We start from the raw sequence: 16150 nt of genomic DNA, 5'->3' as shown, positions 1-16150 counted from the left end.
CCTTCAATCCATAGGAGATGTTATGCTGCAGATGATTGGCAAGCGCAGTATCCTGATGCTGGGCATGCTGTTGGGATTGCTGGTGATCACCTTCTCCATCTCCCATATAGCGCCCGGTGATCCCGCTGCCCTTGCGGCTGGACCGGATGCCACGCAGGAGATGATCGACCAGGTCCGGGAAGAATACGGCTTCGACAAGCCGCTGGTGGAACAGTTCTTTATCTATGTTGGGGGCATTTTCGAGGGGAACCTCGGCCGCTCCGTCTATACCACGCGGCCGGTGGCACAGGACTTGATGGTTTACTTCCCGGCGACGCTGGAACTGGTGATCTATTCGATCCTGTTCGCGATCGTTCTTGGCATTCCCATGGGTGTCATCTCCGCTGTCAAGCAGAACGGCTGGGTGGATAATCTTGTTCGTATTATTTCCTCCTCCGGTGTCGGGTTGCCGATGTTCTGGCTTGGTCTGATGCTGCAATTATATTTCGGCCTTAAGCTCGGATGGTTTCCTCTAGGGGGACGTCTGGACCTGATGACCGATCCGCCGACGACGATCACCGGCATGTATACGATCGACGCGCTGCTGACGCTTCGCTTCGGTGTTTTCTTCGAGGCGCTGAACTATCTTGTGTTGCCTGCGGTTGCCTTGAGCTTTCCGGCGCTGGCCTCCATCGTCCGGGTCAACCGCGCGGAGATGATAGAGACACTTAGTCTCGATTATGTGACCAACGCCCGCGCGCAAGGAATCTCGAAGTTTCGCATGATCGCGGTCTATGCGCTTAAAAACGCGATGCTGCCGACGTTAGCGATTATCGGCTTGCGTTTCGGTTGGATGCTGGGCGGCACGGTCCTGATCGAAAGCGTTTTTGATTGGCCCGGCGTCGGGCTTTATGCGCTGCAGGCGGTCACCGCCTCAGATTTTGAGCCGGTGATGGCTGTAACGCTGATCCTTGGGGCCTGGTTCATGCTGACCAATTTTCTCATTGATATTATTTACGGTGTACTCGACCCTCGCGTACGCGGCAGGGCATAGGGGCAGGGCAGATGACAGATATTCTAGAAAACCCCGTCGAGCCGACGTTCCGAGAACGGCACGCCAGTTCCATTCGCACGATGCGACTCTATGCACGAACGTTCCGCAATAACGGTGCGGCAATGATCGGCCTGTTCATTATTGTCGGGTTTATGTTCCTGGTGATTTTTGGTCCCTCCATTGTGCCCTATCCGGAGGACGCCCTCGGCGCGACGCATATCGAACAAAAGCTACAGCCGCCGAGCGAAAAACACTGGTTCGGCACCGATGAGGTCGGCAATGACGTCTTCACCCGCGTCGTCATCGGCGCTCGCGTCTCGCTCCAAATCGGGCTGATCATTACCGGCATTTCGATGTTGATCGGCGTACCGCTTGGGATTATCGCGGGGTATGTCGGCGGTTGGGTCGAAGAAAGTATCATGCGCATCACCGATATTTTTCTCTCTATCCCCGGGCTGATCCTCGCCATTGCGATTGTCGGCGTGCTGGGGCCGGGGATCGGAAATGCCATGCTCGCCATCTCGCTGGTCTGGTGGCCGGGCTATGTCCGGTTGGTGCAGGCGAAAACACTCTCGTTAAAAAGCGCGATCTATGTGGATGCTGCTCGCTCCATGGGGGCGAGCAAGATGCGGATTGTCTTTGTGCATATCCTGCCCAACTGCCTGTCGCCGATTATCGTGAAGGTCAGCATGGATATGGGTATGGCCATTCTTTATGCGGCCAGCCTTGGTTTTCTTGGCCTTGGCGCACAGCCACCATTTCCCGAATGGGGGGCGATGATCAGCGTCGGGCGGAACTATCTGCCAGATTGGTGGTGGTATTCTTTCTTCCCGGGCCTTGCGATTTTTCTGACGGTGCTTGGCTTTAACCTGCTGGGCGATGGCCTGCGCGATATCCTTGATCCAAAGGGGAGAGAATAATGACGGAACTTCCGGTTTTGGAGATTCGCGATTATCGCTTGAATTTCAATACGTTTGACGGCGTTTATCATGCGCTGGACGGGGTTAATCTCGCGGTCGGGAAGGGCCAGTCTCTCGGCATCGTGGGGGAGACGGGCTGCGGCAAATCGGTGACGGTGCGCAATGTGCTCGGCCTGTTGCCATCGCCGCCCGCCGAAGTGATCTCTGGCGAGATACTCTATAACGGCTTGGATATGCTGAAGGTCACGCCGGCCGAGATGCAGAAAATCCGCGGGATCGAGATTGCGATGATCTTTCAGGATCCGATGACCTATCTCAACCCGGTGTTCACCATCGGCACGCAGATGATTGATGTCATCCTTGCCCATCAGAAGGCGCTCGACAGGCACGCCCGTAAGAACAAAAAGGAAGCCCGGGCCCATGCCATCAAGATGCTGCGAAAAGTCCATCTGCCGAATCCGGAAAGCCAGATCGACCGCTATCCGCATGAGCTGTCGGGCGGAATGCGGCAACGGGTTTTGATCGCAATGGCGCTCTCGGGCTCGCCAAAATTGCTGATCGCGGATGAGCCGACGACCGCGCTCGATGTGACGATCCAGGCGCAAATCCTCGATCTCATCGCCGAGCTGGTGGAAGATATGGGCCTTTCTGTCGTCATCATTACTCATGATCTCGGTGTGGTCGCGAAAGTCTGCGATAATGTCGCGGTGATGTATGCGGGGCAGGTGGTCGAATACGGCACGATTGAGGAGGTGTTCGGGCGACCCAAGCATCCTTATACGGAAGGACTTTTGAAATCCATTCCGCATCCGGGCAAACCACCGGAGGAACTCTACGGCATTCCGGGCTTCCTACCCAACCTTCTGACCCCGCCGGCGGGCTGCCGGTTTCAGGAACGCTGCACAAAGGCGATGGATATCTGCGGTACGCCACCCCCGGACCGGAACAACGCGGCGCATGACAGGACTGTGCTCTGCCACCTCTATGAGGAAGGATTTGAGGATGCTTGAAACCCGCGATCTTACGGTAAATTTCCCGGTTAAATCCGGTGGCAAGAAGGCCCTTTTGACGGCAGTAAACCACGTCAACCTTCATATTGAGAAGGGCGATGCGCTGGGCTTGGTGGGCGAATCCGGGTCTGGCAAGTCCACTGTGGGGCGGACGATCCTGCATCTCAACAAATCGTCTGGTGGCAATGTTATCCTCGACGGGCAGGATATCACGCATCTGAAAGCGGCGGATGAGAAAATCCTTCGCCGACGGGCGCAGATGGTGTTTCAGGATCCTCATTCGGCGCTCAACCCGCGCATGACGATCATGCGCTCGGTCGCGGAGCCATTGATCCTGCATACCAAACTTCGCGGTGCGCCTCTGCGGGAGAAAGTCGGCTCGCTCTTGGAGATTGTCGGCCTGCAAAAGCAGTTCCTTTATCGCTATCCGCATGAGCTTTCCGGCGGTCAGAAACAGCGCGTCTGCATCGCCCGCGCTATTGCGCTCAACCCGGAGCTTCTGGTGCTGGACGAGCCGACGTCGGCGCTTGACGTGTCGGTGCAGGCGCAAATCCTCGAATTCCTGAAGTCGATCCAGAAGGAACTCGATCTCACATATCTGTTCATCTCCCATAACCTCGCGGTGATCCGTTATGTCTGCAACCGTATCGCGGTGATGTATTTGGGCCAGATCGTCGAGCAGGGGGAGACGGAGGAAATCTTCAACAACCCCAAGCATCCCTATACAAAGGCCCTGCTGGAGGCGGTGCCGCTGCCCGAACCGGGCCAGCCCCGGCGGGGCAAGCCGTTGGTGGGCGATATCCCGAGCCCGCTCGACCTGCCGAAAGGGTGCTTTTTCAACAACCGCTGCGAAAAGGCGATAGCCGGGGTCTGCGATGTCGCACCGGTCCCGAATTTCACCGTGGAGAACGGGCGAGAAGTGCGCTGCGTTCTGTATGATCCGGACTTACAACGCCAGACGGCCTGAGCTTCCCTAAATCCGCGCGTTCGAGATATTTCGGACGATCAGTCGCATCAACTCGCCGCCCGTGGATACCCCCATTTTTGCGAGCATGCGGGCGCGATGGATTTCGACCGTGCGGGGGCTGATGCCGAGTTCTGCCGCGATCTCCTTATTGGCGAGCCCCTTGATCAGTAACTCGAACACTTCATGCTCCCGCTTGGTCAGTTTTTCAAGGCGCAGGCTGAGTGCGCTTCCCTCCAGAAGGTCTGCCCCGCTTGCGGTATTGCGGCTTTGCTTGATCATCTTGGCGACGGTGCCAGCAATGATCCGCCTCATTTGCACCACGGGCCGGCCAGAGGCGTCCCGGACGAGATCAATCACTTGCTGGTCATACCCCATGGAGTTGAGGACAATCATGTCCTGATCCTGAAGTTCCTTCGCCGCGTGGAGCAGGGCGTCCTGATTATAGGCGGGGGCGTAGACCGATTTGACGCGGGAATCCCGGATTTCCTTGCCCCGGGTGAGTTGACCTTTCAATGGGCGTATCTGGCCGACCTTCTGCCCTGCGATCAGGATCGATTCCGTGAATTTATCGAGGGCGTTCTGTGCATGGATAACATACGGATTGGTGGTGCCAAGATCGAATACTCCGGTGGAGGCAATCACGGTGAGATCATTGACCGTCTTGCCGCGCCCTTCACACATCTCTAGTATTTTCTGCCGCAGCCAGCTTTCGGAGATGGCGACGATGGACCCGTCCCTGAGCGTGGTGGCAATTCCAGCTTCGTCGGGTCGTGGTTCCAACTCCATGATTTCTGGGGGACTAAGATCGTCAAGCGCGCCCCGCTCGACAATCTCGACATCTTCGGGCAGATGGGCGAGGATTTCGTCGATCATGTCCTGCCGGGGTGATTGCCCAGCCGTAATAAAAGTCAGTCGTTGCAAACAGGTTTCCTCTTTCGCGCGGCGCAACCGTTTCCGCCATACTATATCGCGCTGATCGACCTGCGCCAGCCTAAAGAGAGTGGGCAAGTCTAGGTATCGGTACGTATTTTAGCGACGTTTTCTTCGCGATAGGCTGAACACTCAATGCAGAAAGAAACATGTGAGAAGAAAATGGCTGAACAGTTAGGTGCCGCCGTCAGGGCGCAAGACGAAGAACGCCCGCTCGGGCCGGGAGAACGCTATATCACCGCCGAGGAAGTCGAGGCGCTTGCGCTGGGCGCTTGGATCCTCGGGACCGGCGGCGGTGGTTCGCCCTACCTCAACCTCCTGAACGTGCGGGAACTGTACAAGCAGGGGCATAAAGTTGTCCTGAAAGACCCGATGACCTTGCCCGATGACGCGCTGGTCGCCGTTCTTTCCACACAGGGTGCGCCGGTTGTCGGCATGGAACGCTTGGCCGATCCGGAAAACTCCCTGAAGCCGTTGCGCATTCTCGAAGACTATCTCGGACGCAAGTTCGACGCTGTGATGCCGGTGGAGATCGGCGGCGGTAATGGCGTCATGCCGCTCATGGTCTCGGCCATTTCCGGCCTGCCGACTATCGATGCAGACAGCATGGGGCGGGCCTATCCGGAAGCCCAGATGACCAGCTTCTCCGCCGCCGGATTGCAATGCTTCCCGCTGGCGATGGCCGATGTGCGCGACAATGAAATCCTGATCAAGAAGGCCGATAGCTGGAAATGGATGGAACGGATCAGTCGCAAGATCTGCACCGAGATGGGATCTACCGCCTCTACCTGCAAGGCTCCGCGCTCCGGCGCCGAGGTCAAGAAATTCGGCGTGCTGCGCACGACAACAAAGGCAATCAGTCTCGGCCGCGCCGTGTTCGAGGCGCGTAAAAATCATACGGATCCAGTGGCGGCGATCGTCGAGAATTGCGCCGGGCTCAAGCTGTTCAAGGGCAAGATTACGGATATCGAGCGACGCGCGACGGAAGGCTTCCTGCGCGGTCGGGCCGAGCTGGAAGGCATGGATGAGGATCAGGGCATGCAGTTCACCCTCGATTTCCAGAATGAATTTTCCGTCGGATCGCAGAATGGTGAGCCCGTGGTGATGACGCCAGACCTGATCTGTGTGGTCGACAGCGTCAATGGGGACGGGATCGCGACAGAGACCATTCGCTATGGTCAGCGGGTAACGGTTCTGGCGCTGCCCGCGCCGGATATCTTCCTGACCCCGCGTGGGCTTGAGCTTGTTGGGCCGCGCGCCTTTGGGTTCGATTTCGATTATAAATCAGTATTTTAAGGAATTAATTTCATGCAACGCATTGGCATTGATGTTGGTGGGACCAATACGGACGCGGTTCTGGTCGATCAGGACAAGGTGGTTGGCGCGGTCAAGACCCCGACCACACGCGACGTGACCGGGGGTGTCGCCACGGCGCTGGAAGACCTGATCTCGCTGGTCGGGCCGGAGGCGAAGAACGCGAGCTCGGTGACGGTCGGGACAACGCATTTCTTGAACGCCGTGGTCGAGCGGCGCCGACTGAACAAGGTGGCTGCGGTGCGGATTTCCTTGCCGGCGTCGGCGAGCCTGCCGCCCTTTGTCGACTGGCCAGAGGATGTGGCGGCGATCGCCAACGGTGGCTATTACATGGTGCGCGGCGGGCATGAATATGACGGGCGGGAGATTGTCCCGCTGGATGAGGAGGAACTCGCGCGCGTTGGCCGTGAAATCCGGGAGGCGGGGATCACTTCTGTGGCGATCAGCGCGGTTTTCTCGCCGCTCAATGCCGAGTTCGAGGAACGGGCAAGAGAAATTATTGAGGCTGAATGCCCCAGCGTGCGGGTGACCTGCTCGCACAGCCTTGGTCGGCTTGGCCTGCTGGAACGGGAAAATGCAACGCTTCTCAATGCCGCACTGCTGGATCTTGCGGAGGAGGCGACCAGCGCCTTTCAGGACGCGCTTGAGCAGCTTGGCATCACTGCGCCGCTTTATATTGCGCTCAATGACGGGACGGTGACGAACGCGGAAATGACGCGGAAATTCCCGGTCTACTGCTTTGCGTCGGGCGCGACCAACAGCATGCGCGGCGCAGCGTTCCTCTCAAAAATCGAGAATGCCATCGTCTGCGATGTCGGCGGCACAACGACGGATATCGGCTCCCTCGTCAACGGCTTCCCGCGGGAGGCCAACAGCACGGTTACCGTCGGCGGGGTCCGCACCCTGTTCCGGATGCCGGACCTGATCTCCATCGGCATCGGTGGCGGCACGCGGGTGCATGACGATCCGCTTGATGTCGGCCCGGACAGCGTCGGCTTCCGCCTGACGAAGGATGCGCGGGTCTTTGGCGGCGCGCAGATGACGCTCACTGATGCGGCGGTCTCCAAAGGGTTGATGGAGGCCGGGGACGCGTCCAGAATTGCCGATCTCGAGGCCGGCTATGTGGATGATATCCTCGCCATCGTGCATGAGCGGATCGCCAGCAATGTGGACCGGATAAAGACCGAGGCGACGGAAGTGCCGCTGATTGCGGTAGGGGGTGGTGCACCGCTGATCCCGACCGAAATCCCGGGTATTTCGCGGGTGCATCATGTCGAGAATTACTCCGTTGCCAATGCGGTCGGGGCGGCCATCGCCCAGATCAGCGGCGAGGCGGACCAAGTGTTTCAGGGGCTCAGCCGCGATGAGGCGTTGGCGGAAGCCCTGAAGATCGCCGAGGAGAAGGCGATCAGCTCCGGCGCGGCAGCGGATACGCTGAAAACCATCGAGATGGAAGACCTGCCCATCGCCTATCTTCCCGGCCATGCCATCCGCGCACGGGTGAGGGTGATCGGGGATATTGCTGCGCTCGCAGAGACATAAATCAGAAATTTCTTCTATTCGACGCATGAATTGAGTAGCATAGCCCGCCAAAGTTGGGGCCTTGCCCTGTAAACTCAATTTGTGCTGTCGGGGGCGCACCCCGCTGGGGAAATCTGGTGCCGGTGACAAACTTCCTTCGTATAGTTCCAACCCTTCGCCTTTCCCTGGTTCTTCTTTTATTACTGCAACCGTTGCTGCCCGCTAGCGCTGCGGAGGGGATCCATAATGGCGAAATCCTGTTTGGCCAGAGCGCTGCGTTTGAGGGCCAATCAGCGGCACTGGGAGAGGGGATGCGCGATGGCATCCTCGCCGCATTTGAGGAGGCAAATCGTGACGGGGGCATTCATGGTCGTAAGATCCGCCTGCTTTCCTATGACGATGGATACAAGCCCGCCTTGGCTATCGAGAATGTCAATCGGCTGATCAGTCATGACAAGGTTTTCGCGCTGGTCGGCTGCGTCGGAACACCCACCAGCAAGGCCATTGCCCCGATTACGGCGGCGGCGAACGTTCCCTTGATTGGTCCGTTCACAGGCGCGAAATTCCTGCGGGATTCCGATCAGTCTAATGTGGTCAATCTCCGTGCTTCCTACGAGCAGGAGACGGAAGCATGGATCCAGCATCTGACAGAGGATCTGGGTATCAAACGCGTGGCGGTCTTCTATCAGGATGACAGCTTTGGCCGCGCGGGCCTCGCCGGTGTGCGGGACGCGCTGGCGCGCCGGGGTCTCGATATCGTTGGGGAGGGGCGCTATATGCGCAACACCACGGCGGTGAAACGGGCGCTACTCTCGATCCGCGACAGTGAGCCGGAGGCCATTGCCATGATCGGCGCCTATAAGGCGAGTGCGGCCTTTATCCGGTTGGCGCGTGATCTCGGCCTCAATGTGATTTTCATGAATATCTCTTTTGTTGGATCGAAAGCGCTCTCAGCGGAACTTGATGGCGATGGCCGGGGCGTTTTTGTCACACAAGTTGTGCCTTTTCCTGACGACAGGACTATTCCCGTCGTCGATGCCTATCGCAAGGCGCTGACGGCCTATAATCCGGCACTCGATCCCGGTTTTGTCTCGTTGGAAGGATATCTGGTCGGGCGGTTTGTGATGGCAGTATTGGAGGAACTCGGGCCGGAGCCGACGCGGGAGAAATTTCTCGCCGCCGTCAAATCAATCCGCCGTTTCGATATCGATGGGTTCGAACTGATCTTCGGTCCCGGCGATAATCAGGGATTGGATAAAGTGTTTCTTACCGAAATTCTCGGTGATGGCAGTTTCCGCGCCATTGATCGGATGACAAAATGACGGATCAACGTATAGACAGCAATCAGCTGCGCGGCCTTAAGATCAATGGCAAGCTAGTCCTCGCGCTCGGCTTTCTCGCGGCGATGAGCGTTGTTGCCGGGGTCATCGCCTGGTATTCCTTCGATCATGTGTCGCAATCGACCGAGAAAATTACGCGCGGCAGCATCCCCGAGATTGAGGTAGCGTTGCAACTCGCGCAGATCAGCGCAGAGATTGCCGCCTCTGCCCCGGACTTGATGGCAAATACAGCGCTGGATGATCACAAAAAGACCGTCGAGGCGCTCAACCAGCGGGCCTTTCGGCTCTCCGAACTGACAGACCGGTCGCGCGATGTTTTTGGAGAGTCGGAGAATTGGCGGAAGCTTAAGGAAATTGAGCATGAACTTGTGCTCAGTCTTGGCACCCTTAAAAACGAAGTGGAAACCCGGCTGACGGAGCGGGAGGAGCGGCAGGAGGGTGCCGAGCAGCTCACCCGCCTGCACCAGACTTTCCTGCTTCGGATGGAACCTTTAATCGATGATGCGGTGTTTGATTTTGTCATGCAGGGGGAATGGCTCTCTGCCAAGAGCAATGTCTATATCGCAGATTTGATTGAAAAATCGACCCAGAAGGTTGGCGAGTTTCTGAAGTTCGGGGAGACACTAGACGAACTGGAAGGGGTACTATCGGCGGTCATTCTGGCGCCCGATCTCGACAGCTTCGGACCTCTTCAGATACGCTACAGCGCGCTTGAGGCAGAGATTGAGGAAAATGTCGCGCTATGGGCAGCTGAAACGGGAGAGCCCGCCTTTGTTGATCTTGCGCAGAATATCCTCGATTTTGGGCGGGGCCTCGATAATGTTTTCATCCTGAAAGAGAAGGAGCTCTGGCAGACGCCACCGGGGCAAAGTCCGACGCTTTCACCGAGGCTCGTTCAGAAGGGAAACCTCCTCAGGCTCGCCCATGAGAGCTTTCACACGGTCTATTCAAATGCTTTGGTCGATGTGGTGAAGAATCTTGAAACAAGATCACAGAGTGAAACCCGACAGTCGGGCAGCGAGCTTGGCGATCTTATTCTTGATGGCGCAAACACACTGCATCTCCTGTTGTCGCTCCGGGCGGAGGGAAATCTGGTGGCGAGCATTCTTGGAGAAATGTCGAATGTGCCGGATGTTGCTAATATCGGCCCCTTTGCCGAGCGGTTCGAGGCGTCGGAGGCGCGGATCAAGGATATGCTGGCCGATCTCGGGACCGCACGGGAAAAGACGGAACTTCGGAATATTACCCTGAGCTTGCTGAATATCGGGACAGGGGAGAATAACCTGTTTGAAATACATCAGGCGGAGCTGGAAAGCAGCGCGCGGGCCGTGTCGGCCCTGGCCGCCAGCCGTGAACATGCAGAAAGTCTGCAGGCGGAGGTCGCAAAACTGGTCGCCGCCGCGCGCGATCGCGGTGTCACGGCCGAAGGGCATTCCGCCGAAGTGATTGAGCTCGGTCGCTATCTTTTGGTGCTTGTGGCGTTAGCCAGTCTCGCAACCGCACTCCTTGTCATGCTGTTTTATATCCGCCCGCGCATTATTCGTCCGCTTGAAAATATAACCGATGCGATGACCAGTCTGGCGGAAGGGGATACCGGCGTTGATATTCCCTATCGTGGCCGGAACGACGAGGTGGGGGACATGGCCAATGCCCTCGCCGTGTTCCGTGATACGGCCATCGAGATACAGGAGTCTAATCACCGTGAGATAGAGGAGGGTCGTCGTCGCCTGATCAGCGCAATCGAGAATATCTCCGAAGGCTTTTCACTATATGATGCCAATGACAAGTTGGTCGTTTGCAACAGCGTTTATCGCGATCTGTTCTTCCCGAAAAAGATTATTGAGAGCGAAATTGGCAAGAGTTTCGAGGAGATTATGAGACAGGCGACGAAGCAGGGGCTGATCAAGGATGCGTGGGACCATGAAGAGGTCTGGCTGCGTGAACGCCTTCAAAATCACCGTAAGCGGCTCAACACAGATATGCAGCGGCGGGCCGATGATCGCTGGATCCTGATCAATGAACGCAAGACGGAGGACGGCAGCACCGTTGCCGTTTATTCCGATATCACCCAGATCAAGCAGCAGGAGCAGGCAATCTCGGAGCAGTCGCAGGCGCTGGAGCGGCTTTCCAACCAGCTTGCGAAATATCTTTCGCCTCAGGTCTATGCCTCTATCTTTGAGGGCCGCAATAGCGGGGATATTGCTAGTCGGCGTAAGAAGCTGACGGTATTTTTCTCCGATATTGTCGGTTTTACAGAAATAACAGAGCAGATGGAGGCGGAGGACCTGACCCGCATCCTCAATCAGTATCTGACCGAGATGTCGGAGATTGCACTCGACTACGGGGCGACCATCGATAAATTTGTCGGCGATGCCATCGTTATCTTTTTCGGTGATCCGGAAAGCAAGGGCGTGAAGGAAGATGCCATCGCTTGTGTGAAGATGGCGCTGGCGATGAAAAAGAGGTTGGAGGAGTTGAACGAGCTATGGTCTGAAATGGGCATCGAGAAACCATTACAATGCCGGGTGGGGATCAACACCGGCTATTGCACGGTCGGCAATTTCGGCAGCAGCGAACGGATGGATTACACGGCCATAGGCAACGGCGTCAATCTTGCCTCCCGCCTGGAATCGACCGCGGCGACGGGCGAAATCCGCATTTCCCATGAAACCTATGCCAATGTGAAGGATGATGTCGTTTGCGGCAAGCGGAAGGAAATCACGGTCAAGGGGTTCCATCTTCCGATCAACACCTATGTCGCGATGGCAGAAAGTGATACAGCGTCAGGAGAGGGGGTAGCCACTCCTGAAGAACTGCAAAATATTCGTTTGGATATCGATTTGAAGAATATGACCCCGACTGTGCGGCGTAAGACGGAGGCGCTGCTTCAAAAGGTTCTGACTCAAATTTCAACCGGCGGGCCGGAGGGGCCACCTGATCAGGAGAATGACTAGGACAGCTTTTGCCTCTCTGTGAAGATTAGCATAGGTCCCTTCATTTTGTAGTTGCACCGCAGCATAAATTCTCTACTCTATTCTTATGGAGAAGACCCAGACTGTTTTCGATGAAATGAATGGGGAGGCGGGCGACGTTCGCTATCCCTATGAAGAATACCAGAAATGGCTGTCGAGTGAAGACCCGGCACGGCTCCGCCGAAAGTCAACCGACGCAGAAACATTCTTCCGCCGCACCGGCATCACCTTCAATGTTTATGGACGCGAAGAGGCCGCAGAACGGCTGATCCCATTTGATGTTATTCCCCGGGTCATATCGGCGCGGGAATGGGCTCGGCTGGAGCGGGGCATAGAACAGCGGGTGCGGGCGATCAATGCCTTTCTCCATGATATCTACCACCGGCAGGAAATCCTCCGGGCAGGGCGTATTCCGAAAGAGCTGATCGCCAATAATGACGCTTTTCTTCCGCAGATGATTGGCGTCTCGCCACCAGGAAATGTTTATACGCATATCGTCGGCACCGACCTTGTCAGGACGGGCGAGGATGAGTTCTACGTCCTTGAGGACAATGCGCGCACCCCCTCCGGCGTGTCCTATATGCTGGAAAACCGCGAAACGATGCTGCATATGTTTCCCGAGCTGTTCTCGCAGGTGCGAGTCCGGTCGGTTAGCAATTACCCGAAAAACCTGCGCCGCTCCCTTGGCGACTGCGCGCCGCCGGCCTGTGACGGCAAACCGGTTATTGCTGTGCTGACTCCCGGCATTCATAACTCCGCCTATTTCGAACATTCGTTTCTGGCCGATCAGATGGGCGCAGAGCTGGTGGAAGGTCATGATCTGCGCGTAATTGACGGGCGTGTTGCCATGCGAACGACGCAGGGCTTTGACCCGATCGATGTGCTCTATCGGCGCGTCGATGACGAATATCTTGATCCATTGAACTTCAATCCCGGATCACAGCTAGGCGTTGCCGGGATTATGGATGTCTATCGGGCGGGCGGGATTACGATTGCGAATGCGCCGGGCACCGGCATTGCCGATGATAAGGCGATTTATTCCTATATTCCGGAGATTGTTGAATTCTACACCGGCGAAAGCGCGATATTGAAGAATGTGCCGACATGGCGCTGCGCAGAGCCGGAGGCACTCTCTTACGTCCTTGATAATCTGGAAGAGCTGGTGGTGAAGGAAGTACATGGTTCCGGTGGCTATGGTATGCTGGTCGGCCCGGCGGCGAGCAAGCGGGAAATTTCCGCTTTCCGCCGAAAACTGAAAGCTAAGCCCGGAAATTATATTGCGCAGCCAACTCTTGCCCTTTCCACGGTGCCGATCCTGACCAAAAAAGGTCTTGCGCCGAGGCATGTGGACCTGCGCCCCTTCGTTCTTGTGTCCCCGCGCAGTGTAAATATCACGCCCGGAGGCCTGACACGTGTGGCGTTGAAGGCCGGGTCGCTTGTCGTGAATTCAAGCCAGGGCGGCGGTACAAAAGACACATGGGTGTTGGAGGAGTGATCGGGCAATGCTAGGCAAAACCGCAGGGGGACTGTTCTGGATGTTCCGCTTTCTCGAACGCAGCGAGAATACGGCCCGGATGCTTGACGCGGGGTTTCATATTGCCCTGACGCGATCCACGGCGGCGGAAAATGAATGGTCATCCGTGGTTGCCGCCACAGGGGTGACAGACGCTTACAGGGCCAAGTATGACCAGTTTACCGCCAGCAATGTGATCGATTTTCTGCTCCGTGACAAAAGTAATTCATCCAGCGTCTGGTCTGTTATTGAAGGCGCCCGCAACAATGCCCGGATGGTCCGCACGGCGCTCACCCGCGAGGTGTGGGAAGCGACGAATGAATGCTGGATCACGCTGAAGGACCTTCTCGCCCAACCAGTGTCACAGCGAGACTTGCCGGAAGTGCTGGCCACGATCCGTCAGCAAAGTGCGCTCGTGCGCGGCGCGCTGCATGGGACGATGCTGCGTAATGATATTTTCAACTTTGCCCGTCTCGGCACCTTTCTGGAGCGGGCGGACAATACGGCGCGAATCCTTGACGTGAAATATTACGTCTTGCTGCCCTCTGCCTCCTTCATCGGTTCCTCACTTGATAATGTGCAGTGGGAATCGATCCTGCGTTCTGTCTCCGCGCAGCGGGCCTTCCGTTGGCTCAACCCCGGGAAATCAACCCGATAAGCATTGCCGAATTTATCATTCTCGACCGGCGGCTGCCTCGGTCATTAACCTTCTGCTATGCGAAAATAGTTGATAATCTTGGCTATCTCGCCGATGATTACGGCCTCCGGCTTCAAAGCCACGAGATGGCGACCCCTATACTTGACAGATTAAAAAGCAGCACAATCAATTCCATCGTTGATGAGGGATTGCACGAATTTATCACGGCTTTCATCCAGGACAACATGGCGCTGGGCAGTCAGATTGAACAGGATTATCGCTTTATCGGATGACTATATGATTCTGAAAATTTCGCATTCTACCAAATACTATTTCGAGGAGCCTGTGCATTATGCGTTGCAGCAGCTCCGGCTTTTGCCGAAATCCGGTGTTGGCCAGAATGTGGTCTATTGGGATGTGACGGTGAATGGTGGCGTGAAGGAACTGGAATTTGATGATCAGTTCAATAACAATGTCATGCTCGTCAATATCAACCCTGGTGAAAAAGAGGTTTCCATCCTCTGTGAAGGGGAGGTCGATACGACCAATCTGCATGGTGTCATCGGGCAGAATAATGGCTTTGCGCCGCTGTGGTTTTTCCTCCGATCAACACCTCTGACACAGCCGGGAAGCCAGATACAGAATCTGATCAAGCGGTTAGGTAAGGATCATGAAACCGAAGTGACCATGATGCATACGCTCTCGCGCCTTATTGGTGAGGTGGTGCCCTATCAGACAGGCGAAACCCACTCTGAAACCACTGCCGAGGAAGCGCTGACCTCCGCCAGTGGCGTGTGCCAGGATCATGCACATATCTTTGTCACGGCGGTTCGGCAGATGGGATTTCCCGCCCGGTACGTTAGCGGCTATCTGATGATGGATGATCGCATTGAGCAGGACGCAACCCACGCTTGGGCTGAAGCCTATCTGCCCGATCTCGGCTGGGTGGGGTTTGATGTCTCCAACGGGATTTCGCCGGATGATCGCTATATTCGGGTTGCGACCGGGCTGGATTACAAGGACGCGGCGCCGATTTCAGGCTTGCGGATGGGCGCGGGCGGTGAACATATGGACGTAACCTTACAGGTGCAACAGTAAGGGATTCCAGGGTTAGGGAATAGAGAACCAGAATGACATATTGTATTGGATTGAGGCTCAATAAGGGCCTCGTTTTTATGTCGGACACTCGCACGAATGCGGGTGTCGATAATGTTTCTGTCTTCAAGAAAATGCATAGCTGGGTCATCCCCGGAGAGCGCGTTATTACCATGATGACCGCGGGCAATCTTGCGACGACACAGGCCATCATCAGCACGCTCGACGAACGCTCCAAGGCGCCGGAGAATCGTAATCCGTCAATATTGGAGGCGCCGTCCATGTTTCAGGTCGCCCGTCTGGTCGGCGAAACCATTCGCGGGGAAATTCATGGGGCTACCATAGAAGGGCAGGAAGCGGATTCCGCTTTCAATGCAACCCTTATTCTCGGTGGTCAGATCAAGGGGAGCGAGCCGCGTCTGTTTCTCATCTACCCGGAAGGCAACTTTATCGAGGCCTCCGCCGAGACTCCTTTCTTCCAGGTTGGTGAAACCAAATACGGTCGGCCGATCCTCGTCCGGGCCTATGATCCGGACATGAGTTTTGAAGAGGCGGTCAAGCTGATGTTGGTGTCCTTTGATTCGACTATCAAGGCCAATCTTTCGGTGGGTCTGCCGCTCGATCTTCAGGTCTATGAGAATGATAGCTTCGAGATTGGTAAGGAGCGGCGTATCCCGCTGGACGATCCGTATTTCAACCAGATTTCCACCGGGTGGGGCGATGCTTTGCGGGAAGCGTTCCGTTCCTTGCCCGATTTTGAATTTTCCGGACCGGATCAATAAAATTTTAAGGCGCGCCGGATAATGTGAAGAAGCCTGCCGTGGTTACCTTATGGCTTGCGTAAGAGGGCGGTAATTAAGTATAACCACGGAAAGTTCCATTAGGGGGTGATCGGAAA

Annotated in this window: 12 protein-coding genes and 1 pseudogene; 12 read left to right on the top strand and 1 reads right to left on the bottom strand. The window is 56.3% G+C overall.

The window, feature by feature from the left end; all coding sequences use genetic code 11:
- The first annotated feature begins 22 nt into the window (after window positions 1-22).
- From AC0L73_RS03135 to AC0L73_RS03120, 4 genes are read left to right on the top strand one after another with little or no spacing between them, the layout of a single operon-like run.
- Window positions 23-1033 (top strand): ABC transporter permease, encoded by a 1011-nt coding sequence (locus tag AC0L73_RS03135; protein ID WP_227950410.1) that lies wholly within the window; start codon window positions 23-25, stop codon window positions 1031-1033.
- Between the two features lie 11 nt (window positions 1034-1044).
- Complete coding sequence (gene nikC / locus AC0L73_RS03130) at window positions 1045-1953, top strand: nickel transporter permease (protein WP_473654837.1); 909 nt, start codon at window positions 1045-1047, stop codon at window positions 1951-1953.
- A complete protein-coding gene (locus tag AC0L73_RS03125; protein WP_473654836.1) occupies window positions 1953-2963 on the top strand; it encodes an ABC transporter ATP-binding protein in 1011 nt (336 codons plus the stop codon). Before nikC ends, AC0L73_RS03125 begins: the two co-directional genes overlap by 1 nt.
- Window positions 2956-3930 (top strand): ABC transporter ATP-binding protein, encoded by a 975-nt coding sequence (locus AC0L73_RS03120; protein ID WP_227950417.1) that lies wholly within the window; start codon window positions 2956-2958, stop codon window positions 3928-3930. The genes AC0L73_RS03125 and AC0L73_RS03120 overlap by 8 nt, the downstream gene beginning before the upstream one ends.
- A gap of 6 nt (window positions 3931-3936) precedes the next feature.
- Here the strand turns inward: AC0L73_RS03120 and AC0L73_RS03115 are convergent, their stop codons facing one another.
- Complete coding sequence (locus tag AC0L73_RS03115; protein ID WP_473654835.1) at window positions 3937-4851, bottom strand: AroM family protein; 915 nt, start codon at window positions 4849-4851, stop codon at window positions 3937-3939.
- Between the two features lie 171 nt (window positions 4852-5022).
- Between AC0L73_RS03115 and AC0L73_RS03110 the strand changes: the two genes are divergently transcribed.
- The 8 genes and pseudogenes from AC0L73_RS03110 (at window position 5023) to AC0L73_RS03075 (ending at window position 16034) form a co-directional block, all read left to right on the top strand.
- Window positions 5023-6156 carry a DUF917 domain-containing protein gene (locus AC0L73_RS03110; RefSeq protein WP_473654834.1) on the top strand — a complete coding sequence of 378 codons (1134 nt, stop codon included), beginning with the start codon at window positions 5023-5025 and terminating at the stop codon, window positions 6154-6156.
- Window positions 6157-6168: 12 nt separating this feature from the next.
- The gene (locus AC0L73_RS03105; RefSeq protein WP_227950424.1) at window positions 6169-7716 is read left to right on the top strand and encodes a hydantoinase/oxoprolinase family protein; all 1548 of its coding nucleotides are present in this window, start codon (window positions 6169-6171) and stop codon (window positions 7714-7716) included.
- Between the two features lie 122 nt (window positions 7717-7838).
- Window positions 7839-9017: an ABC transporter substrate-binding protein gene (locus tag AC0L73_RS03100; RefSeq protein ID WP_227950426.1), complete on the top strand. Its 1179-nt coding sequence runs from the start codon at window positions 7839-7841 to the stop codon at window positions 9015-9017.
- On the top strand, window positions 9014-11989 hold the full coding sequence (locus AC0L73_RS03095; RefSeq protein ID WP_473654833.1) for an adenylate/guanylate cyclase domain-containing protein: 2976 nt from the start codon (window positions 9014-9016) through the stop codon (window positions 11987-11989). The genes AC0L73_RS03100 and AC0L73_RS03095 overlap by 4 nt, the downstream gene beginning before the upstream one ends.
- An 85-nt stretch (window positions 11990-12074) precedes the next feature.
- Complete coding sequence (locus AC0L73_RS03090; RefSeq protein WP_227950430.1) at window positions 12075-13502, top strand: circularly permuted type 2 ATP-grasp protein; 1428 nt, start codon at window positions 12075-12077, stop codon at window positions 13500-13502.
- Window positions 13503-13509: 7 nt separating this feature from the next.
- Window positions 13510-14450, top strand: a pseudogene (locus tag AC0L73_RS03085) (alpha-E domain-containing protein).
- Window positions 14451-14454: 4 nt separating this feature from the next.
- Entirely contained in the window at window positions 14455-15255 is an 801-nt protein-coding gene (locus AC0L73_RS03080; RefSeq protein ID WP_227950434.1) for a transglutaminase family protein, read from the top strand.
- Between the two features lie 32 nt (window positions 15256-15287).
- Window positions 15288-16034 carry a proteasome-type protease gene (locus tag AC0L73_RS03075; RefSeq protein ID WP_473654832.1) on the top strand — a complete coding sequence of 249 codons (747 nt, stop codon included), beginning with the start codon at window positions 15288-15290 and terminating at the stop codon, window positions 16032-16034.
- The last annotated feature ends 116 nt before the right edge of the window (window positions 16035-16150 follow it).

This window comes from Sneathiella sp. D3-11, from assembly GCF_055809395.1.
Note: the sequence above shows the minus strand (reverse complement) of the source record. Positions and strands in the feature narration are given on the sequence as shown.